Origin of the sequence: Micromonospora sp. NPDC049374 (assembly GCF_040677165.1) — a bacterium.
Taxonomy (GTDB): domain Bacteria; phylum Actinomycetota; class Actinomycetes; order Mycobacteriales; family Micromonosporaceae; genus Micromonospora.
In genome coordinates, this window is sequence record NZ_JBFAQH010000007.1 from 83220 (window position 1) to 104164 (window position 20945).

Sequence of the window (20945 nt, forward strand, 5' to 3'; positions counted from 1 at the left end):
CTGGATATGGTCGGTGGGTGAATCGACTTGCGGAGGCGACCAGCCCGTATCTGCTCCAGCACGCCGACAACCCGGTGGACTGGTGGCCCTGGTGCGACGAGGCGTTTGCCGAGGCGAAACGGCGGGACGTGCCGGTGCTGATCTCGGTCGGGTACTCGGCCTGCCACTGGTGTCATGTGATGGCGCACGAGTCGTTCGAGGACGACGGCGTCGGCAAGCTGCTCAACGAGGGCTTCGTCTCGATCAAGGTGGACCGCGAGGAACGGCCCGACGTCGACGCGGTCTACATGACGGCGACGCAGGCCATGACCGGTCAGGGCGGCTGGCCGATGACGGTCTTCGCCACGCCGGATGGCACCCCGTTCTTCTGCGGCACGTACTTTCCCCGCCCGAACTTCGTCCGGCTGCTGGAGTCGGTCGGCACCGCGTGGCGGGACCAGCGCGAGGCCGTGCTGCGCCAGGGCGCCGCGGTGGTCGAGGCGATCGGTGGCGCCCAGGCCGTCGGCGGGCCCACCGCCCCGCTCACCGCCGAGCTGCTCGACGCCGCCGCAGATCAGCTGGCCAGCGAGTACGACGAGGTCAACGGCGGGTTCGGCGGGGCGCCGAAGTTCCCCCCGCACATGAACCTGCTCTTCCTGCTGCGCCACCACCAGCGCGCCGGCTCGGCCCGGAGCCTGGAGATCGTCCGGCACACCTGCGAGGCGATGGCCCGGGGCGGCATCCACGACCAGCTTGCCGGCGGCTTCGCCCGGTATTCGGTGGACGGGCACTGGACCGTGCCGCACTTCGAGAAGATGCTCTACGACAACGCCCTGCTGCTGCGGGTCTACACCCAGCTGTGGCGACTCACCGGCGACGCCCTGGCGCTGCGGGTCGCCCGGGACACCGCGCGGTTCCTCGCCGACGAGTTGCACCGGCCCGGGCAGGGCTTCGCCTCCGCACTTGACGCGGACACCGAGGGCGTCGAGGGTCTCACCTACGTCTGGACGCCGACCGAGCTGGTCCAGGTGCTGGGCGAGGAGGACGGTCGCTGGGCCGCCGACCTCTTCGCGGTGACCGACGCCGGCAGCTTCGAGAAGGGCACGAGCGTGCTGCGGCTGGCCCGCGACGTCGACGACGCGGACCCGGCGGTGCGGGAACGCTGGCAGGTGGTGGTCCGACGACTGCTGGCCGCCCGGGACGCCCGTCCTCAACCGGCGCGTGACGACAAGGTGGTGGCCGCCTGGAACGGCCTGGCGATCACCGCGCTGGCCGAGTTCGTCCGGCTGGTCGAGACCACCGGCCGGATCGGCACCGAGGGCGAGGCGAACCTGCTGGAGGGGGTCACGATCGTCGCCGACGGGGCGATGCGGGACGCCGCCGAGTACCTGGCCCGGGTACATGTCGTCGACGGCCGGCTGCGCCGCGCCTCCCGCGACGGTCGGGCCGGCGATCCGGCCGGGGTACTGGAGGACTACGGCTGCGTGGCCGAGGCGTTCTGCGCCATGCACCAGGTCACCGGCGAGGGGCGGTGGCTGGAACTGGCGGGCCAACTGGTCGACGCCGCGCTGGCGCACTTCGCCGCGCCCGGCGGGGCGTTCCACGACACCGCCGACGACGCGGAACAGCTGGTCGCCCGGCCGGCCGATCCGACGGACAACGCCACCCCTTCCGGCCGGTCCGCCATCGTCGCCGCCCTTGTCGCGTACGCGGCGTTGACCGGGGAGAACCGCTACCGCGAGGCCGCCGAGGCGGCCCTGTCCACCGTTGCGCCGATCGTCGGGCGACACGCCCGCTTCACCGGGTACGCGGCGACCGTGGGCGAGGCGCTGCTCTCCGGGCCGTACGAGATCGCGGTGGCGACCGAGGATCCGGCGGGCGACCCGCTGGTGGCCGCGGCGTACCGGCACGCCCCGCCCGGCGCGGTGATCGTGGCGGGCTCCCCGGACCAGCCGGGGATTCCGCTGCTGGCCGGCCGTCCGCTGGTCGACGGGCGGGCCGCCGCGTACGTCTGTCGGGGTTTCGTCTGCCAGCGGCCGGTGACCGGCGTCGAGGAGCTGGTGGGGCAGTTGCGGTGAGCCGGATCCGCCGGTCGGTGCCGGGTCCGGCCCGGATAGGCTGACGCCGCTATGGATTCCCGTACCGGTCTGCCCGTTGTCGGCATGGTGGGCGGCGGCCAGCTGGCCCGGATGACCCACCAGGCTGCCATCTCCCTCGGCCAGTCGCTGCGTGTGCTCGCGCTCACCCCGGACGACGGGGCGGCCCTGGTCGCCGCCGACGTCCAGTACGGCGACCACACCGACCTCGCCGCGCTGCGCACCTTCGCCAAGGGCTGCGAGGTGGTCACCTTCGACCACGAGCACGTCCCGACCGAACACATCCGCACCCTGGCCGACGAGGGGGTGAAGCTGTTCCCGCCCGCCGACGCCCTGGTGCACGCCCAGGACAAGCAGGTGCTGCGGGAACGGCTCGGCACCCTCGACGCGCCGAATCCGCGCTGGCGACCGGTCGCGTCCCCCGCCGATCTGGTCGCCTTCGGCGACGAGGTCGGCTGGCCGGTCGTGCTCAAGGCCGCCCGTGGTGGGTACGACGGGCGGGGTGTCTGGCTGGCCACCGACCCGGCCGTCGCGACCGAGTTGGCGGAGACGCTGCTGGCCGGTGGCACGAAGCTGATCGTCGAGGAACGGGTGGCGCTGCGCCGGGAACTGGCCGTGCAGGTGGCGCGTTCGCCGTTCGGGCAGGTCGCGGTCTACCCGGTCGTCGAGACGGTCCAGCGTGACGGGATCTGCGTCGAGGTGCTGGCCCCGGCACCCGGCCTGGCCGAGGACCTGGCGGTCGCCGCGCAGCAGCTCGCCATCGACCTGGCCACCGCGCTCGGCGTGGTGGGCCTGCTCGCGGTGGAGCTGTTCGAGGTGGCCGATTCGGCGGCACCGGGCGGTAGTCGGCTCGTGGTGAACGAGCTGGCCATGCGCCCGCACAACTCGGGGCACTGGACCATCGAGGGTGCCCGCACGTCGCAGTTCGAGCAGCACCTGCGGGCGGTGCTTGACTACCCGATGGGCGACACCTCGTTGACCGCCCCGGTGGTGGTGATGGCGAACGTGCTCGGCGGGCAGCCGGGCGGCATGTCGGTCGACGAGCGGTTGCACCACCTCTTCGCCGCCGAGCCGAGCGCCCGGGTGCACCTGTACGGCAAGCAGGTCCGTCCCGGCCGAAAGATCGGTCATGTCACGGTGCTCGGCGACGATCTGGACGAGGTACGCGCCCGGGCCGCCCGGGCCGCCAGCTGGTTGCGGGACGGAACATCGGAGGAATGAGCAGCGTGAGCACGGTCGGTGTGATCATGGGGAGCGACTCGGACTGGCCGACGATGAAGGCCGCCGCAGAGGTGCTCACCGAGTTCGAGGTGCCGTACGAGGTCGAGGTGGTCTCGGCGCACCGCACCCCGGTCAAGATGATCGACTATGGTCGGGCCGCCGCCGACCGTGGGCTCAAAGTGATCATTGCGGGGGCCGGTGGCGCGGCGGCGCTGCCCGGCATGGTCGCGTCGGTGACCCCGTTGCCGGTGATCGGCGTACCGGTGCCGCTGAAGCACCTCGACGGCATCGACTCGCTGTTGTCCATCGTGCAGATGCCGGCCGGGGTGCCGGTGGCGACCGTGTCGATCGGCAACGCCCGCAACGCCGGGTTGCTCGCCGTCCGTATCCTCGCCACTGCTGACCGTGCCCTGCTCGACCGGATGTCGGCGTACCAGGCCGACCTGGAGCAGTTGGTCGCCGAGAAGGACGCCGCGCTCCGCGCCTCCCTGGCTTGACCCGGATGGTCCGCTACCGGTTGCGGCATCCAGCGGCCTCCCCGAGCGGGCAGGGGCCGGGACGCCGCAAGCGGAGCGGACCACCGTCGGCGCCGGCTCGCTCTGCTGCACCGCGACGGCGGCTGCGTTGACCCTCCGGTCTCACCGCATGCCGCGTAGCGCCGTCTGCAGGCGTTCCTGGGCGCGGCGGCGGCGTTCGTTGCTGGCGCCGAGAATCAGCAGCAGGAAGCCGACCGGGATCAGCGCCAGCCATGGTCCGAGGCTGAACAGCGCGTGCACGGCCGCGATGGCGGTGACCACCGCACCGACGATGACCGGTGCCTGCTGCTGGGTCATCGAGCCGAAGACCAGCACGGCGACCGCGCCGAGCAGCAGCAGCACCTGGCGCATCGTGCTCGAATCGGTGGCCAGCACGATCGCCAGGGTCGGCACGAAGGCGGCGAGCAGTGCCGGACCGTACGCCACCCAACTGCTCAGGTCGGTGCGCTGGCGTAGCTCCAGCACCCCGACCAGCAGGGCCAGCGCGGCGAACGGCAGCGTGTACGCCTCGGGCAGGGCCACGTCGGCGACCCGCATCAGGATCCACCAGGCGGTGATCTCGCAGAGCACCACCGCCCAGAACAGGACCCTTCGCTCCGTCGGCCGGCGGCCGGGCCGGGTCGCCGCGACGCCGAGGACCGCACCCCAGGCGGCGAGCAGCGCGGCGATGTGCCGAGGTGAGTCGAAGGCCAGCGCCAGCGCGATCAGCGCGGCGGCGTGTCCGCTCCACTCCACCGTCGCCGCCTCGCGACGTGCCTCCGGGCGGCGAAGTCGGGGCAGGGTGGCCGAGAAGACCTGCAACGCCGCGCCGACCGCCAGCACCCCGAACGCCGACCAGACCGGGGCGAGTCCGGCCACGAGCCCGGCGGTGAGCACGAACAGTTGCGCCATCAGCGAGGCGAACAGCCAGCCGAGCAGGCGGGCCCGGGAGGTCAGGCCGTAGAGGGCGGCCACCAACCCGACCCCGACCGCACCGCCGAGGGTGAACAGGGTCAGCTCCCGGGTGGCGAGGCTGCCGGCGAGGCCGGCCCCACCCGCCGCCAACCCGATCACGAAGACCAGGACCCGGGCCAGCCGCAACGAGCGGGCCGGCTCCACCAGGGCCGGCGGTGGCGTCAGCGCCAGCCCCAGCATCGAGATGGTGAACACGGCCAGGGCAGACAGGGTGCTCGCCGGCCAGCCGCCGCCCAGCGCGATCGGGGCGATGAGCAGGGTGACGGCGGCGCCGGGCAGCACCACCGGCACGGCCCGGGACCGGCGACCGCCACTGAACCCGGTGGCGGCCAGGGCCGCCGTCACGGTGAGCAGCAACGCGGTCAGCACATGGGTCGGGTTGACCGCTGCCGGCGGCGGGTCGAGCAGGGCCGCCGGTGGCCCCTGCCAGATCCGGCCGACGGTGCGATGCGGGTCGACGAGGGCCGCGATCAGCGCCGGGGCGATGGAGACCAGGGCCAGGACGGTCGGCAGGGCGGCGGCGGCCAGCGCACCGGCGGCCGGGCTCACCCGCCACCGGCGCCGGTTGTCATCGGGCAGCCGGCGCAGCGCCCCGTCGAGCAGCACGGTCCAGCGCCGCACCGGTTGGGCCGCGCCAACCGGCGGCTCGGTCGCCCCTCGCACGAGTTCGGCAAGCACACCGAGCAGTGCCGCCGCTGCGGCGTAGACCCCGACGGGCAGGGCGATCGGTACGGCGGCGAGCGCGGTAACGCTCGCTCCGCCGACCACCCCGGCGCTGGCCCAGGGCAGGTACTGGGGAACCTGCCGACGGACCGCAGCCACCGCGGCCAAGCCGAGACTGGATGCGGCCAGGCCGGCGGTGAGCACCACCTGCGGGGCGTGGCCGAACTCGACGGCGAGGGCGGCGGTGGCACCCGGCAGCGCCAACAGTGCCGCGCACAAACCCGCACCACCGACCTGCGCCAGGTGCGGCGGCATGCCCTCCGCCTCGATGTCCTCGACGAGTGGCTCGGCCATGTTGCGGGCCAGCGCGGCCACCACCGCGCCGATCAGCACGATGCTGCCCAGGGCCAGCGCGGTCGTCCACGGCCGCACCAGGCCGGCGCCGGCCGCATGCAGCGCGACCACCCCGGCCACCGTGATCCGGGACAGCGCCGCCCGGGGATCGATAGTGGCGACCGCGGCCATCCCGAAAACGGTGGCGACCATGCCGCCGATCAGGACCGGCGACCACCAGGAGAGCTCGAACGCGGCGGGAGCACCGATGGTGGCGAGCACCACCGCCACGCCGGCCACGTCATAGCGCCAGGGCGGCGGCAGCAGGATGCCTGCCGCGACCGCGAGCAGCACCAGGGCGATCGGGCCCTGCCAGGTCGTACCGCCGGTCGGCGCCGCCGGCCAACCACTCAGGTCACCGTTCCAGATCGGGCCGGGTGTGGCCAGCACGCCGACGCCGCCGCGCAGCGCCATCCAGCCCGCCAACAGCCCGATCAGCACGCCACCGACGGTGAGGCCGAGCACCGGCCCTCGTCGCCACTCCTCGGGCATCGCCCGGGCTGCCACGGCGACCACCAGGACCAGCGCGGCGGCGACGGCGAGTTGCCCGTTCGGCGCGAGCACGGTGCCGATCCGCAGCAGGGTGGCGACCAGCGTGGCGGTCACCGCGGCGGCCGCCAGGTCGGAACCGTCCAGGGTGAGATCGGAGCGGCGGCCGGTGTCGATCGAGGGAGCCAGGAAGAGCAGCACCGCGGAGACCAGCAGCAGCGCGCCGACCCAGGCGTCCGCCACGGTGGCGCCCGGTGAACCGAAACCGGCCGCGGCGACCACCAACGCGCCCAGACCGGTGCCCACCGACAGCGGTACCGGGATCTGGCGTTGCGACACCTGGACGAGGGCCGCGTAGCCGAGCGTCACACAGCAGGCGAGGAAACTGGCCGCGAGCACCGGTACGGTCGCCTCGCGCAGGCTCGCCGGGGTCGGCGTGGTGTCCACCGGCAGGGTGGCGGCCACGAAGGCGGCCACCGCTCCGGGCAGGGCGAAGGCGGCACCTCCAGCGGCCCAGGCCGAGACGGTGTCCGCCGCCGCTGGGGCGAGCCGGATCCGGGGGGCGGCGGCGATCAGCGCACCGGCCACGACGAGGGCGATCAGCACGGCGGCGGTCGACGCCGGCCGGGTGAGGGCCGCGCCCGCGCCGGCCAGCCCGACCACCGCGGCGGCCACCGCGTGCGCCAGGGCGGCGCGGGGCGTACGCGCGGAGAGGCCGGCCGCCCCGATACCGATCGCGGCCAGCACCATCGGCCACGGTGCCAACGTCCAGGCCAGGCCGAAGGAAGCCGGTACGGCCAGCGCGGTGAGCGCCGCACCGGTCACCGCGAACTCGCGGCGGATCTCCGGCGGTAGGGCCAGCACCGCGGCCACGGTCAGCAGGAAGGCGCTGGCGGCGAGTTGCCAGGCGGCCGGTCCCACGGCGGCGGCCAGCTCGGCCGGATAGCGGTCGAGGTCCGCCGCCCAGGCCGGCAGCGCCGCCTGGACCGGCGCGATTCCGGCACGCAGCGCGCTGCCGGCGACCACCACCCCGCTGACCGTGAGCGCCACCGCGGAGGCCAGTTGCGGGCCACGGCGGGCCGACTCGGGTACCGCCCGCACCGCGAGACCGGTGACCGTGATGACCAATGCGATCAACAGCAGGGCCCGGCCGGGCAGCGCCACCGAGGCGATCCGCCCCAGGGCGCCGATGACAGCGAGCGTGAACACGCCCGCGCCCAGGTCGGGCAGGGGTGGGCGGCGGAGCACCAGTGTCCCGGCCAGGCAGACGGCGGCGGCGAGGAGGAGTACCAGGCCGACGCCGGTCGCGCCCGGCACGGTGGTGGTCCGCAGCAGGGCGGTCACCGCGTACGCCAGGGCGAGGGCGACCGCCACCCCGTGCAGCACCCAGGTCAGTTCCCGCAGCCCGGGCACCGGTCGGGTCGGTGCGGTCGCGGTGCCGCCGACGGTGAGGTCCAGCAGTTCGCCGCCCTCCTCGGGCGCCGCCTCCGGCCTCCGGTCGGCGTGACCCTCCTCGGCCGACCGCTGCCGGGGCGCTTTCGACCGGCCGGAGTCGGTCGCGGCGTCGGTGAGGGGCTGCTCCACGGTGACCGGGGAACGGGCCAGCCACAGGTCGAGCAGCGCCACCACGGTCAGCACCAGCGCCCAGCCCGCCGGCCCGGTGATCCGGTCGTACGCGAGCAGCGGCACCACCGGCTGGGCGGCCAGCACGGCGGCGAACCGGGGCGCGCGCAGCCTGGTCCACCCGGCGTAGCCGACGGAGACGGCAGCGGTGACCGCGAAGATCACTCCAGCGAAGACGGCGCCGGAGGCGCCGCCGTTGCCGATCCGGTCCACGGCCCACAACGCGTACCCGGCGAGGGGCACCAGGAGCAGACCAACAGCGGCGATGGTCTCGGCCGTCGAGGTCAACCCGCGCCGGATCAGCACCGGCGGGGCGAGCAGCATCAGGACCGTCGCGAGCAGCAGGATGCCGAGGCGGGCCAATGCGTCCATCGAGCTGGTGGCGACCACGGCGAACACCACGGCGGCGACGCCGAGCAGCAGCGCGCCGAGGCCGAGCGGGATGTTCTGGACCTCCCGCGAGGAAGCTTCCGGCGGGTGCTCAGGGTCGTCGGCGTCCAGCCAGACAGCTTCGGTCGGTGGCGGCGGCCCCTGGGTGCCGCCGGCGGCACCCTGGCGGGGCACCCGGGGCGGCGGAGCCGCACCGTCGCGAGGTGGCGAGGCATCCTCGGACGTGGGGCGGCGGGGCGGCCGACGACGTAGCACCCGGCGGGGGCGGGTGGCCTGCCGGAGCCGCTCGTCACCTTGACTGCCGGCGTGCGAGAGGATGTCCCGCTGGAAGAGCGCGGCCTGCATCTTCGCGGCGAGCTGCCGTTGTTCACGGGCGATGGCGGCCTCGCGGGCCTTCAACTCCGCGATTGATCGTTCGATCTCCGCCAGGTGCTCGGCCCACTGTGGCTGGTGCGCGCCGCAGTGCGGGCAGCGCACCGCCGGCTTGATATCCCGGCCGCACGAAGGGCACTGAAAGTTCGCCACGACACCCCTCCAGCCGCACTGTGGATTCCCACTGTCGCAGCATGCCCAAAGCGGGCCGGGAATTCGACAGTTGTCGGCGGGTCAAGCGCCAACATCACCAAACGGCGAGATCAGGGTCGTCCCATGCCCCGGTACTCCCAGCCGGCCTGGGTCCACAGTGCGGGGTCGAGGCAGTTGCGGGCGTCGACGACGCGGCGGCCGGCGACCAGGTCACCGAGGTGGCTGGGGTCGGCGTTGCGGAAGTCGGCCCATTCGGTGAGGACGCAGACCAGGTCGGCGCCGGTGACCGCCTCGGCCATGTCGGGCTCGTAGGTCAGTTCCGGTACGGCCCGGCGGGCGTTCTCCATGCCCTGGGGGTCGTAGACGTGCACGTCGGCGCCGGCCTTGTGGAGCAGGGCGGCGACGGCGAGGGCGGGGGCGTCGCGTACGTCGTCGGTGTTGGGTTTGAAGGTGGCGCCGAGCACGGCGATGCGGGTGCCGGACAGGTCGGGGCCGGCGGGGCCGGAGCGGCGGCCGAGCAGGTCGGCGGCGAGTTGCAGGACGCGGGTGCGGCGGCGCAGGTTGATCAGGTCGACCTCGTGCAGGAAGCGCAGTGCTTCGCCGGCGCCGAGTTCCTGGGCGCGGGCCTGGAAGGCGCGGATGTCCTTCGGTAGGCAGGCGCCGCCGAAGCCGAGGCCGGCCTGGAGGAAGCGGTTGCCGATGCGGGGGTCGTAGCCGATGGCCTTGGCGAGCTGGGTGACGTCGCCGCCGGAGGCTTCGCAGACCTCGGCCATGGCGTTGATGAAGGAGATCTTGGTGGCGAGGAAGGCGTTCGCGGCGACCTTGACCAGTTCGGCGGTGGCGAAGTCGGTGACCACCAGGGGTACTTCGCGGTCCTCGGTGGCGGCGAGGTCGAACACGCCCTTGTGGGCGGCGTAGAGCATGCCGTTGGCCCATTCGCTCTTCACGCCGACCACGATGCGGTTGGGGCGCAGCACGTCGTCGACGGCGAAGCCCTCCTGGAGGAACTCGGGGCTCCAGGCGACCTCGACGCCGAGGTCGGTGGGGGTGTGTTTGCCGACGAGTTGTTCCACCCATTCGGCGGTGCCGACCGGGACGGTGGACTTGCCGACGATCAGCGCCTTGCGGGTCAGGTGTTGGGCGAGGCCGGTGACCGACGCTTCGACGTAGGACAGGTCGGCGCCCATGCCGTCGGCCCGCTGCGGGGTGCCGACGCAGATGAAGTGCACGTCACCGAAGTCGGCGGTCTCGGCGATGTCGGTGCTGAATCGCAGCCGACCGGCGGCCAGGTTACGGCGCAGCAGCTCGTCCAGCCCGGGCTCGTGGATCGGCACCTCGCCCGCGTTCAGTTTGGCGATCTTGTCCGCGTCGACGTCGAAGCCGAGCACCTCGTAGCCGAGTTCGGCGTAACAGATGGCGTAGGTCGCGCCGAGGTAGCCGGTGCCCAGGAAGGTCACCCGAGGCCGGGAGGCGCCCGAGGGGGGCGTGACCGCCGCGATGGCGGGCACCGGCTGGGTGTTCGGGTACGGGATGGTCACGCCTGTCTTCTCCGCTCGCACTGGCGCCGCGTGGCTGCGTCGCGTTCCTTTGCGGCGCCAAGGCGGGGCGCCGGAGAGGTGGTTCGTCTGCTGGGTTCCATCATCGCCGAGCGGTGTCAGGGCTTCGTCGTGACCCAGCCTACGCGCCGGTAACATCACCTGAACTGTGGTCGTTATCCTTCAGTCTGCGCGGTGGGTGTCCAGGTGACGCTACAGACTGCGCATGATAGCGGTGAAGGGGAGGGGCCGACATGGCCGCAGAGCAGTCGTTCGACGCGTACCGCCTGCCGGAGGAGCACGAGGCGATCCGGGAAGCGGTCCGTGAGGTCTGTGCGGCCAAGGTGGCTCCGCACGCCGCCGAGGCCGATGAGACCGGTGAGTTCCCGAAGGCGTCGTACGACGCACTACGTGCCGCCGACTTCCACGCACCGCACATCCCGGTCGAGTACGGCGGGGCCGGTGCGGACGCGCTGGCCACGGCAATCGTGATCGAGGAGGTCGCGCGGGCCTGCGCCTCCTCCTCACTGATCCCGGCGGTGAACAAGCTGGGCACCATGCCGCTGCTGCTGGCGGGCTCCGACGAACTCAAGAGCCGCTACCTGACACCTGTCGCCGGCGGCGAGGCGATGTTCTCGTACTGCCTCTCCGAGCCGGAGGCGGGTAGCGATGCGGCCGCGATGACCACCCGGGCGGTACGTGACGGCGATCACTGGGTGCTCAACGGTGTGAAGCGCTGGATCACCAACGCAGGTGTTTCGGAGTTCTACAGCGTCTTCGCGGCGACCGACCCCGCCGCCCGGTCCCGGGGCATCTCCGCCTTCGTGGTCGAGAAGTCCGATCCGGGGGTCAGCTTCGGTGCACCCGAGAAGAAGCTGGGCATCAAAGGTTCGCCGACCCGAGAGGTCTACCTGGACAACGTGCGGATCCCGGCGGACCGGATGATCGGCGCCGAGGGCACCGGCTTCGCCACCGCGATGAAGACCCTGGACCACACCCGGGTCACAATCGCCGCGCAGGCGGTGGGCATCGCGCAGGGTGCGCTCGACTACGCCAAGGGGTACGTCGCCGAGCGCCGGCAGTTCGGCAAGGCGATCGCCGAGTTCCAGGGCGTGCAGTTCATGCTCGCCGACATGGGCATGAAGCTGGAGGCGGCCCGGCAGTTGACGTACGCGGCGGCCGGCCGGTCCGAGCGGGGCGACGCCGATCTGACCTACTTCGGCGCGGCGGCCAAGTGCTTCGCCTCGGACGCCGCGATGGAGATCACCACCGACGCGGTCCAACTGCTCGGCGGCTACGGCTACACCCGTGACTACCCCGTCGAGCGGATGATGCGGGACGCCAAGATCACCCAGATCTACGAGGGTACGAACCAGGTGCAGCGCATCGTGATGGCCCGCCAACTGCTCAAGGACTGACGGTCCGGGGGAGACCACCGCCACCTCCGCCCGCGCGGTTGCCGGGCGGAGGTGACGTTCGGTGATCAGCTGGTGGCGTCGTCGCGTCGGGGCAGGTTGCCCGGCGGTGCCGACCAGGGCGACCCACCTCCGGTACGCCGGGGCAGCGGCTCGGTCGGCGTCGGATCCGGATCCGGATCCGGATAGCCCAGGCTCAGCGGCACGGTGTCCCGTTCCGCCGACGGGGTCGGCGACCAGTCGGTCGACGTCGGGTCCGGTGCTGGCGCGTCGGGCGTCGTCGACGCTGGCTGCGGCACCGGGGTCGGCCATTGTCGCCACCGCTGCCCGCTGAACGTCGCGATCAGCAGCAGCATGCCGATCAGGAAGAGCGTCCCGTTCTCCACCGGTAGCCCCAGTGGCAGCGGGTCGCCGAGAAACTCCCAGTCGGACGGGATGCGCTCGCGTACCCGGAAGGGCGTGATGAACAGTCCGACGTACGGGGTGACCAGCAGCAGCCCGGCCGCCAACGGGCCGAGCGGTGAGATGCGCAGCGTGCCGAGCAGACCCAGCACGATGCCGCCGACAGCGAGGTACACGGCTGGTTCGATGAGGTTGGCCGTGTTGGAGGTGCCGATCTCCACCCACCGGTTGACGGTGTCGGCCGACCCGTCCTGACCGAGGGTGATCAGCACCCAGGTGACCGGCACCACCACCAGCCCTGCGAGGAAGCTCCACAGATGTCGCATCCGCGCACCGTACCGTTTCCGACATGACCGAGCACCCCGCCGCCACCCTGCCGGGCAAGCCGACCTCGTACTCCCGGGTAACCCTCAGTCGGATCATGACCGCAGTGGACGTGAACCTGTACGGAACGGTGCACGGCGGGGTGCTTATGAAGTTCGTCGACGACGTGGCCGGCGCAGCGGCGGCGCGGCACAGTGGCGGTACGGCGGTGACCGCCGCGATCGACGAGATCGTCTTCTCGGAGGCGGTCCGGGTGGGCGACCTGGTGCACGCGTACGCCCAGGTCAACTGGACCGGGCAGACCTCGATGGAGGTCGGCGTACGGGTGATGGCCGAGCGCTGGGACTCGGCCGACGAGTTGCCGGTGCGGGTGGCCACCGCGTACCTCGTCTTCGTCGGGGTCGAGGTGGGCGGCGCGCCCCGGCCGGTGCGTCCGGTGTTGCCGGAGACGCCGGAGGACGAGCGGCGCTGGCGCGAGGCGGAGATCCGCCGCGCCCACCGACTGGCCCGCCGCCAGGCCATCCAGGCGGCCCGCAGCGCACCCTGAAGCCCGGCGAACCCCCCGCTCCGGTGGCGATCGGTAACCCCTCCCCGGTGGCATGGCCACACCGAGCGGACCCGGGGGGTGTGGGGCGGGCACATGCGCCCACGGGGCGCGGGTGCGGAGAATGACGCTTCGAGGTAGGGCAAGATGGCGCCACGGCCCACCGCACAGCGTCGTGCCGGGCCAGGGGAGGAGTGGACCAGTGACGGACGTGCTGTGGACGCCACCGGCGGACGTGCTCCAGCGGTCACGGATCGGGGCTTACCTGCGTTGGCTCGCCGAGCGCCGGGGGCTGACGTTCGCCGACTACGACGCCCTGTGGCGGTGGTCGGTCACCGATCTGGATGCCTTCTGGCGGTCGATCTGGGACCACTTCGGCGTCGTCGCGCACACCCCGCCGACCGCCACCCTGGCCGACCGGGACATGCCGGGCACCCGGTGGTTTCCCGGCGCCACCCTCAACTACGCCGAGAACGTGCTGCGGATGCCGGGCCGGGCCGACGACGAGCCGGTCGTCGTGGCACACGGGCAGACCCGGCCGCCGGTCACCCTCACCGCCGGGCAACTGCGCGAGCAGGTCCGCCGGGTCGCCGCCGGACTGCGCCGGCTCGGCGTCACCACCGGCGACCGGGTGGCCGCGTACGCCCCGAACATCCCCGAGACGTACGTGCTGATGCTGGCCACCGCCAGCCTGGGTGCGATCTTCTCGTCGTGCGCGCCGGAGTTCGGCACCCGTAGTGTCACCGATCGGTGGCAGCAGATCGAGCCGAGGATCCTGGTCGCCGTGGACGGCTACCGCTACGGCGACAAGCCGGTGGACCGGCGCGCCGAGGTGGCCGCGATCCGGGCGGCGCTGCCGTCGCTGCGGCACACCGTCTCGATCCCCTACCTCGACCCCGACGGTTCGCCGGCGAACGGAGCACTGGCCTGGGCGGAGCTGGCGGCTGAGACCGACGAACCGCTGGCCTTCACCCCGGTGCCGTTCGACCATCCGCTGTACGTGCTCTACTCCTCCGGCACCACCGGGCTGCCCAAGCCGATCGTGCACGGACACGGCGGCATTCTGCTGGAACACCTGAAGATGCTCGCCCTGCATCACGACCTCGGTCCGGCGGACCGGTTCTTCTGGTTCACCACCACCGGCTGGATGATGTGGAACTTCCTGGTCTCCGGACCGGCGGTGGGCGCGGCGATCGTGCTGTTCGACGGCAACCCCGGCCACCCCGACCTGGGCGCGATGTGGCGGCTGGCCGAGCAGACCGGCACCACGTACTTCGGCACCTCCGCGCCCTTCCTGCTGGCCTGCCGCAAGGCCGGGCTGGTCCCGCGCGAGATCGCCGACCTCTCCGCGCTGCGCGGCCTCGGCTCCACCGGCGCGCCACTGCCCGCCGAGGGCTTCACCTGGGTGTACGACACGGTCGGTAGCGACCTTCAGCTCCAGTCCCTCTCCGGCGGCACCGACGTCTGCACCGGTTTCGTCGGCGGTGTGCCGCTGCTGCCGGTACACGCCGGTGAGATCGCCTGCCGGGCCCTGGGCGCCAAGGTGGAGGCCCGCTCGCCGGACGGCACCCCGGTCCTCGGGGAACTGGGCGAGTTGGTGATCACCGAGCCGATGCCGAGCATGCCGGTGGGATTCTGGAACGACCCGGACGGGGTCCGCTACCGGGAGGCATACTTCGACGTCTATCCCGGAGTGTGGCGGCACGGGGACTGGATCACCATCAACTCCCGGGGCGGCTGCGTCATCACCGGTCGCTCCGACGCCACCCTCAACCGGGGCGGCGTACGGCTCGGCACCGCCGAGTTCTACTCCGTCGTGGAAGGGCTGGACGAGGTCGTCGACTCGGTCGTGGTGCACCTGGAGGACGACGAGGGTGGCGCCGGTGAGCTGCTGCTGTTCGTGGTGCTCGCCGAGGGGGTTGCGCTCGACGACGAGTTGCGTCGGACGATCTGCCGCGAGCTGCGTACCGCGTTGTCCCCCCGACACGTACCCGATGAGATCCACCAGGTCCGCGCGGTGCCACGCACCCTGTCGGCGAAGAAGCTCGAGGTGCCGGTCAAGAAGATCCTCACCGGTACCCCGGTCGACCAGGCCGCCGCCAAGGGCGCCCTGGTCAATCCCGAGTCCCTGGCCGCCTTCGCCACCCTGGCCCAACACCGCGCCCCGGACCGCCCCACCACCTGACCCGCCCCCAGTTGCCGAGCCCCCAACCCCGCGCGCCCAGCGCCGCCCACCCGGCCTCGGCCCCAGCTCCGGCCGGGCCCCGGCTCGGCCCCGGGTTCCGGCTCGGCTCCGAAGGAACATGGCTCGGGTGCTGGTGGCCATGACCCCGCCTCGGCGGTGGCGGGTTTCATATGAGCTGGGATCAGCCTTCACTCAGCGTGCTGTCGCGGCTCGCCCAACCATCATCCCTCTCCACCCTTTGCTCTGCTTCAACCCACGCAACAGTTACTCTCCGCAGCGTCTGGCGCGTGAGTGGCCCTGGACCATCAGCGCGTCGTCGCAGCTCAGCCAGTTGTGCGTTGGTTGAAGCAGAGCAAAGGGCGGGAGGGAAACATCTCCCGGCGCTGGCGCAGCAACGGTGGGTGAACCTCACGGAGAGCGAGGCTCGGGTGCTGACTGGTGGATTGGCGGCTGGCCTCGGTGGAGCGTCCTGGTCAGGGTCGGGCGGGCCAGCCGGGTCGGGCGGGCCAACCGGGTCGGGCGGGCAGTAAGACCGGGCGGGCCGGGGGCAGTCAGATCAGGGTGTGGGTGACCCGTTCCGTCGATTGACGGTCGGCCAGGCGGGCCTGGTCCGGGTGGGCGCAGAGCACCAGGGTGGCGGCCGCGCTGAGCGGAGCCAGCAGCCAGTCGAGCGGGTCCGGGTGCCGGTCGACGTCCACGAGGAGCCGGTCGCCCGGGGAGATGCCGAGTTCGGCGGCGCGGGCGGTGGCCCGGGCGCGCAGCGCGGTGTGGTCCGGCCCGCCCGGCGGGTACGCCGTGAAGTGGTCGCCGTGCGCGCGTACCTCGGTGACGTAGTCGGCGAAGCCCGCCGGCACCTCCCGCAGCGGCAGCGCGAACGGGTGCAGCGCCAGCGCGTACCGGTCGGGTGCCGACCAGGCGTCGGCCTCGGCGATGCGGTCGGTGGCGGCGAAGAGCACGTCCACCTCGCCCGGCGGGTCGGCTTCCGGCGGGCCGGCCGACCGAACCGTCAACCCGGCCGACCAGCAGCCGAGCAGCACGGCGGCACTCTGCCAGTGCGGCGGCAGCAGCACCGCCGCGGTGCCGCCCGGTCCGAGGGCCAGTTCGTCGACGAGCAGGTTGGCCGTCTTGGCCACCCAGTTTGCCAGTGTCGCCCCGGAAAGCTCGGTGCGCTCGCCGGACGTGTCGTCGTACCAGGTCAGCAGCGGGCGGTTCGGGTCGGTCGCGATCGCGTCGGCGAAGACCCGGGCAATGTTGTCGGCCATCGGCGCGAACGATACGCGTCCGGCGGCCGTACTCGATGACAGCGACAAGTCGGCGTACCGTCGGGTCGCAGTCAGCGTCCGTGCCCGGCTCCGGCGTAGGCTTGCCGGAGTGTCGTTCCCCACAGTCCCGCCACCGCAAGGAGTCGCCCCGTGACCGCCGGTCGCCCGCCCCGCGTGCTCATCGACGCCACGAGTGTTCCCGCCGATCGCGGCGGCGTCGGTAGATACGTCGATGGCCTGCTCGGCGCCCTCGGCAAGGTGTGCGGATCGGCGGTGGACCTGGTGGTGGTCAGCCTCCGCACCGATCTGGAGCGTTACCGCCGGAAGCTGCCCGGCGCGGAGATCATCCCGGCGCCGGCCGCGGTCGCGCACCGGCCGGCCCGGCTCGCCTGGGAGCAGACCGGTCTGCCCCTGCTCGCCCAACAGGTCGGCGCGGAGGTGCTGCACTCGCCCTTCTACACCTGCCCGCTGCGGGCCGGCTGTCCGGTCACCGTGACGGTGCACGATGCGACGTTCTTCACCGAGCCGGAGCACTACGACAAGTCCCGCCGGACGTTCTTCCGCAGCGCGATCAAGACCTCACTGCGGCGTGCGGACCGGGTGATCGTGCCCAGCAAGGCCACCCGCGACGAGTTGATCCGGCTGCTGGACGCCGACCCGACCCGGATCGACGTGGCCTACCACGGCGTGGACCAGGACGCCTTTCATGCGCCCGGCGACGAGGAGAAGGCCCGGGTGCGTGCCCGCCTGGGCCTCGGCGGCAGCAGCTATGTCGCCTTCCTCGGCGCCAAGGAGCCGCGCAAGAACGTGCCGAATCTGATCCGTGGCTGGGCCCGGGCGGTCGCCGACCGGCAGGACCCGCCCGCGCTGGTGGTGGCCGGCGGGCAGGGGCATGACGACGACATCGACCGAGCGGTGGCCGAGGTGCCCTCGCATCTGCGGCTGTTGCGTCCCGGGTACCTGCGCTACGGAGACCTGCCCGGCTTCCTCGGCGGGGCCCTGGTGGCCGCGTACCCCTCCTACGGCGAGGGGTTCGGGTTGCCCATCCTGGAGGCGATGGCGTGCGCCGCCCCGGTGCTCACCACCCCCCGGCTGTCGCTGCCAGAGGTCGGCGGTGACGCGGTGGCGTACACCAGCGAGGATCCGGACCAGATCGCCACCGACCTGGCCGCGCTGCTCGACGACGAGCCGCGCCGGTTGTCGCTGGCCAAGGCCGGCTTCGATCGGGCGAAGGAGTTCACCTGGGGGTCCAGCGCCGAGGTGCACATCGCGGCGTGGACCAGGGCGCGGGCCTGAGGCCGGCAACCGAGGCGCCCGGTCCGGGCGGTTCGGGCATGATGTCCTGGTGATCTATGTCGTCATTCCGGCCGGTGGCAGCGGCACAAGGTTGTGGCCGCTGTCCCGCGCCGGCCATCCCAAATTCCTCCACCCGTTCACCGGTACGTCCGCGTCGCTGCTCCAGGCGACGGTCGATCGGCTGGGGCCGCTGACCACCCCCGAGCGCACCATGGTGGTCACCGGGGTCGCGCACGCCGCGGCCGTGGCCCGCCAGCTGACCGGTCTGCCGGAGGAAAACATCCTGGTCGAACCGTCACCACGGGACTCCTGCGCCGCCATCGCGCTGGCCGCGGCGGTGATCGCCGTACGCGATCCGGACGCCGTCATGGGGTCGTTCGCCGCCGACCACCTGATCGGCGACCCACAGCGATGGGTGGACACCGTCCGGGAGGCGGTCCGGGGTGCGGAGCAGGGGCTGCTGATGACGGTCGGGATCACCCCGACCCGGCCGGAGACCGGCTACGGATACCTGCGGACCGGCGAACCCGTCGGTGGCGGCCCGATGCGTCCGGTGGTCGAGTTCAAAGAGAAGCCGAGCGCGGAGGTGGCCGAGACGTACGTGCGGTCGGGCCACTATCTCTGGAACGCCGGCATGTTCGTCTGGCGGGTGTCGGCGTTCCTCGCCGAACTGGCACGGCAGCAGCCGGACCTGCACGCCGGGGTCACCGCGATCGCGGTGGCGTGGGGCACCGACGAACAGGACGACGTGCTCGGAGCGGTCTGGCCCACGCTGACGAAGATCTCCGTGGACTACGCGGTGATGGAGGGTGCGGCCGCGGCTGGCCGGGTGGCGACCGTACCCGGTGACTTCCGGTGGAACGACGTGGGTGACTTCCACACCCTCGGTGAGGTACTGCCGGCGGACACCGCCGGCAACGTGGTGCTCACCGGCGACGCCAAGACCGAGGTGCTGCTGCACGACAGCAGCGGCATGGTGGTGGTGCCGCAGGCCGGCCGGCTGGTGGCCGCCGTCGGCGTACGGGACCTGATCGTGGTCGACACCGAGGACGCGTTGCTGGTCTGCCCGCGCGACCGCGCTCAGGACGTGAAGTCGATCGTGGACGAGCTCAAGAGACGGGGTGAGGACAAGCTCGTCTGAAGGCTGCCAGGCCCGGTGTGACGAGCCGGGCCGTGCCGCCGGCCAGCGGATGCGGTAGGCGCTCCGGTGGGAACCAGCCGAGCGCCTCGGATTCCGCGCTGACCCGTTCCGTCGCTCCGGCCGGGGCGAACACGGCGAAGCGCACGTCGTGGTGCAGCGACCCGCCCTGGCAGGCCACCGGGTGCACGTCCACGTCGATCGGCATCGGATCGATCCGCAGACCGGTGACGCCCGACTCCTCGGTGGCCTCCCGCAACGCCGCACCGGCCAGGGTGCGGTCGCCGGGCTCGCAGTGCCCGCCCAACTGCACCCACTTGTGGAACTTTCCGTGCAGGCAGAGCAGCACCTGGGTGCCGGTCGCGTCGAACACCAACGCGCTGGCGGTGACGTGACCGGCCCGGTGTTCGCGGCTCATCGCGATCGGTCCGGCGTCGAGCAGACCGAGGGTGCGGTCCCGGGCCACCGCCGCGTCCGGGCTGGTCGGCGTCCAGCCACTGAGCACCGCTACCGCGTCGGCGTGCAGCGCCGTCCAGCCGTCCGCGTCGCCGCGCGGGGATTCGTCCACAATTCGGGGCGTCGACAACGGCCGCTCCTCTCGTCCGTGCCAGCGTACGGGGTGCTGGTGGACCGCCGATGCGGTGTGCGGGAGCTGGGCGGATGTGCCTGGGCTGGACCAGCGAGATCGGGCGGCACCCCCTGCGGAATCTGAGCCGCAGACCCTCGAATGGTGCCGCCCGCTCTCGGGCACCCAGCGGGGCAAACACGTTCGACGTGCGTCGCCCCCTGTGGCACCGGAAGCATGGCGGATTCATATGACGGGCGTCGAGGTCTTTTAGCTGAGGCTTAACTGCCCGAGGCCGACGCGGCCGGGTAGAGTTCGAAGGTCGCCGGGCGCCCCCTTCGCCGGGCGATGGGAGTACCCATGCTGAAGATCCATTTCTCCGGCGAGGACATCCTCCGGACCAGGGTGGCTCCGGCGGCCGATCCGGTCTGGGAAGTGGTGCTGAGCCTGCACCTGCTGCCCGGGCGTAGCCGTGACCCGTTGCTCGCCGGTTGGCGCCGCGAGGTCTCGCGAGGGTTCCGTCGACAGGTGGACTCCGAGGCGCTGCGACTGCTGTCCACGTTGAGCCCGCCGCGCGGCTACTTTCCGGACTTCCTCACCCCGTACGAGAGCGTGCGCGGTTTCGAGGCGGGGATGGAGGCGCTGCGGCGTACCCCCGTGGCGTTGCTGCAACGCGACCTGACGCTGCTCGCCAACAGCAACCGGAACCTGCCCGCCGGTGTCGCCGCCATCGCCCGGGGTGAGCCGGAGGCGCTGACCCACCTGACGGAGACGATGGGCCGCTACCGGGAGCTCGCCCTCGGCCCGTACTGGGCGCGGGTCCAGGGGGCGGTGGAGGCCGATCGTGCCCGTCGCGCTCGGGCCATGCTCGACGGCGGTGTCGAAGGGCTGCTGACCACGCTGCGGCCGGGCCTGCGCTGGGAGTCGGGCGTGCTGGAGATCCCCGCCTACCCGAGGAGCCGGGAACTTCACCTGGAGGGCCGAGGGCTGCTGCTGGTGCCGTCGTTCTTCTGTGCGAACACGCCCGTCGCGCTGCTCGACCCGGAACTACCGCCGGTGCTGGTCTACCCGGTGGACAAGCTGGGTGGGTTGACCGCGGACGCAGGCGGGGCGGACGGTACCGGCCGGGAGGCGCTGGCCGCGTTGCTCGGTCGTACCCGCGCGGCGGTGCTAGCCGCAAGCGACGACGGCTGTACCACCGGCGAGTTGGCGCGCCGGCTGCGCATCTCGGCAGCCGCGGCCAGCCAGCACACCACCGTGCTGCGGAACGCCGGCCTGCTGGTCAGCCACCGTGACCGCAACACCGTCCTGCACACCCTCACCCCACTAGGCCGCGCCGTCCTCAACCCCTGACCCCCACCCCAACCCCCAACCCCCAACCCCCACCCCCACCCCCACCCCAACCCCCAC

At 72.5% G+C, this 20945-nt stretch carries 14 protein-coding genes; 9 read left to right on the forward strand and 5 right to left on the reverse strand.

The window, feature by feature from the left end; translation table 11 throughout:
- Nucleotides 1-17: 17 nt before the first annotated feature.
- The 3 genes from AB0J93_RS14130 to purE are packed head-to-tail and all read left to right on the forward strand — an operon-like array spanning nucleotide 18 to nucleotide 3793.
- Complete coding sequence (locus AB0J93_RS14130) at nucleotides 18-2057, forward strand: thioredoxin domain-containing protein (protein WP_363921703.1); 2040 nt, start codon at nucleotides 18-20, stop codon at nucleotides 2055-2057.
- A gap of 51 nt (nucleotides 2058-2108) precedes the next feature.
- Nucleotides 2109-3296 (forward strand): 5-(carboxyamino)imidazole ribonucleotide synthase, encoded by a 1188-nt coding sequence (locus AB0J93_RS14135; protein WP_363921705.1) that lies wholly within the window; start codon nucleotides 2109-2111, stop codon nucleotides 3294-3296.
- 5 nt (nucleotides 3297-3301) lie between these two features.
- Nucleotides 3302-3793, forward strand: coding sequence for a 5-(carboxyamino)imidazole ribonucleotide mutase (gene purE, locus AB0J93_RS14140; RefSeq protein WP_093406682.1), 492 nt, complete (start codon nucleotides 3302-3304; stop codon nucleotides 3791-3793).
- A 141-nt stretch (nucleotides 3794-3934) separates the two neighbouring features.
- On the opposite strand, the gene AB0J93_RS14145 is transcribed toward purE, so the two are convergent.
- Nucleotides 3935-8869, reverse strand: a complete 4935-nt coding sequence (locus tag AB0J93_RS14145; RefSeq protein WP_363921707.1) for a permease — start codon at nucleotides 8867-8869, stop codon at nucleotides 3935-3937.
- Nucleotides 8870-8979: 110 nt separating this feature from the next.
- The gene (locus tag AB0J93_RS14150) at nucleotides 8980-10407 is read right to left on the reverse strand and encodes a UDP-glucose/GDP-mannose dehydrogenase family protein (RefSeq protein WP_363921709.1); all 1428 of its coding nucleotides are present in this window, start codon (nucleotides 10405-10407) and stop codon (nucleotides 8980-8982) included.
- A gap of 251 nt (nucleotides 10408-10658) precedes the next feature.
- Here AB0J93_RS14150 and AB0J93_RS14155 point away from each other — a divergent pair, with 251 nt between their 5' ends.
- Nucleotides 10659-11822: an acyl-CoA dehydrogenase family protein gene (locus AB0J93_RS14155; RefSeq protein WP_363921711.1), complete on the forward strand. Its 1164-nt coding sequence runs from the start codon at nucleotides 10659-10661 to the stop codon at nucleotides 11820-11822.
- Between the two features lie 65 nt (nucleotides 11823-11887).
- On the opposite strand, the gene AB0J93_RS14160 is transcribed toward AB0J93_RS14155, so the two are convergent.
- On the reverse strand, nucleotides 11888-12547 hold the full coding sequence (locus AB0J93_RS14160) for a hypothetical protein (protein WP_363921713.1): 660 nt from the start codon (nucleotides 12545-12547) through the stop codon (nucleotides 11888-11890).
- 23 nt (nucleotides 12548-12570) lie between these two features.
- Between AB0J93_RS14160 and AB0J93_RS14165 the strand changes: the two genes are divergently transcribed.
- A complete protein-coding gene (locus AB0J93_RS14165; RefSeq protein WP_363921715.1) occupies nucleotides 12571-13092 on the forward strand; it encodes a hotdog domain-containing protein in 522 nt (173 codons plus the stop codon).
- A gap of 199 nt (nucleotides 13093-13291) precedes the next feature.
- On the forward strand, nucleotides 13292-15274 hold the full coding sequence (locus tag AB0J93_RS14170) for an acetoacetate--CoA ligase (RefSeq protein WP_363921717.1): 1983 nt from the start codon (nucleotides 13292-13294) through the stop codon (nucleotides 15272-15274).
- 551 nt (nucleotides 15275-15825) lie between these two features.
- Here the strand turns inward: AB0J93_RS14170 and AB0J93_RS14175 are convergent.
- On the reverse strand, nucleotides 15826-16536 hold the full coding sequence (locus AB0J93_RS14175) for a TIGR03089 family protein (protein WP_363921719.1): 711 nt from the start codon (nucleotides 16534-16536) through the stop codon (nucleotides 15826-15828).
- 150 nt (nucleotides 16537-16686) lie between these two features.
- On the opposite strand from AB0J93_RS14175, the gene AB0J93_RS14180 reads away from it, so the two are divergent.
- Both AB0J93_RS14180 and AB0J93_RS14185 read left to right on the forward strand, forming a co-directional pair.
- Nucleotides 16687-17832, forward strand: a complete 1146-nt coding sequence (locus AB0J93_RS14180; RefSeq protein ID WP_363921721.1) for a glycosyltransferase family 1 protein — start codon at nucleotides 16687-16689, stop codon at nucleotides 17830-17832.
- A 49-nt stretch (nucleotides 17833-17881) separates the two neighbouring features.
- Nucleotides 17882-18973, forward strand: coding sequence for a sugar phosphate nucleotidyltransferase (locus tag AB0J93_RS14185; RefSeq protein ID WP_363921723.1), 1092 nt, complete (start codon nucleotides 17882-17884; stop codon nucleotides 18971-18973).
- On the opposite strand, the gene AB0J93_RS14190 is transcribed toward AB0J93_RS14185, so the two are convergent.
- Nucleotides 18942-19541: an NUDIX domain-containing protein gene (locus AB0J93_RS14190; RefSeq protein WP_363922049.1), complete on the reverse strand. Its 600-nt coding sequence runs from the start codon at nucleotides 19539-19541 to the stop codon at nucleotides 18942-18944. The two genes, AB0J93_RS14185 and AB0J93_RS14190, sit on opposite strands and share 32 nt — an antisense overlap.
- Nucleotides 19542-19895: 354 nt before the next feature.
- Here AB0J93_RS14190 and AB0J93_RS14195 point away from each other — a divergent pair, with 354 nt between their 5' ends.
- Nucleotides 19896-20888 carry a winged helix-turn-helix domain-containing protein gene (locus AB0J93_RS14195; RefSeq protein ID WP_363921725.1) on the forward strand — a complete coding sequence of 331 codons (993 nt, stop codon included), beginning with the start codon at nucleotides 19896-19898 and terminating at the stop codon, nucleotides 20886-20888.
- Nucleotides 20889-20945 lie beyond the last annotated feature (57 nt).

Bases quoted from the DNA above. Each gene is read 5' to 3' on its own strand.
- AB0J93_RS14135 (WP_363921705.1), top strand. From the start codon at position 2,109: ATGGATTCCCGTACCGGTCTGCCCGTTGTCGGCATGGTGGGCGGCGGC.
- AB0J93_RS14155 (WP_363921711.1), top strand. From the start codon at position 10,659: ATGGCCGCAGAGCAGTCGTTCGACGCGTACCGCCTGCCGGAGGAGCAC.
- AB0J93_RS14160 (WP_363921713.1), bottom strand. From the start codon at position 12,547: ATGCGACATCTGTGGAGCTTCCTCGCAGGGCTGGTGGTGGTGCCGGTC.
- AB0J93_RS14165 (WP_363921715.1), top strand. From the start codon at position 12,571: ATGACCGAGCACCCCGCCGCCACCCTGCCGGGCAAGCCGACCTCGTAC.
- AB0J93_RS14175 (WP_363921719.1), bottom strand. From the start codon at position 16,536: ATGGCCGACAACATTGCCCGGGTCTTCGCCGACGCGATCGCGACCGAC.
- AB0J93_RS14195 (WP_363921725.1), top strand. From the start codon at position 19,896: ATGCTGAAGATCCATTTCTCCGGCGAGGACATCCTCCGGACCAGGGTG.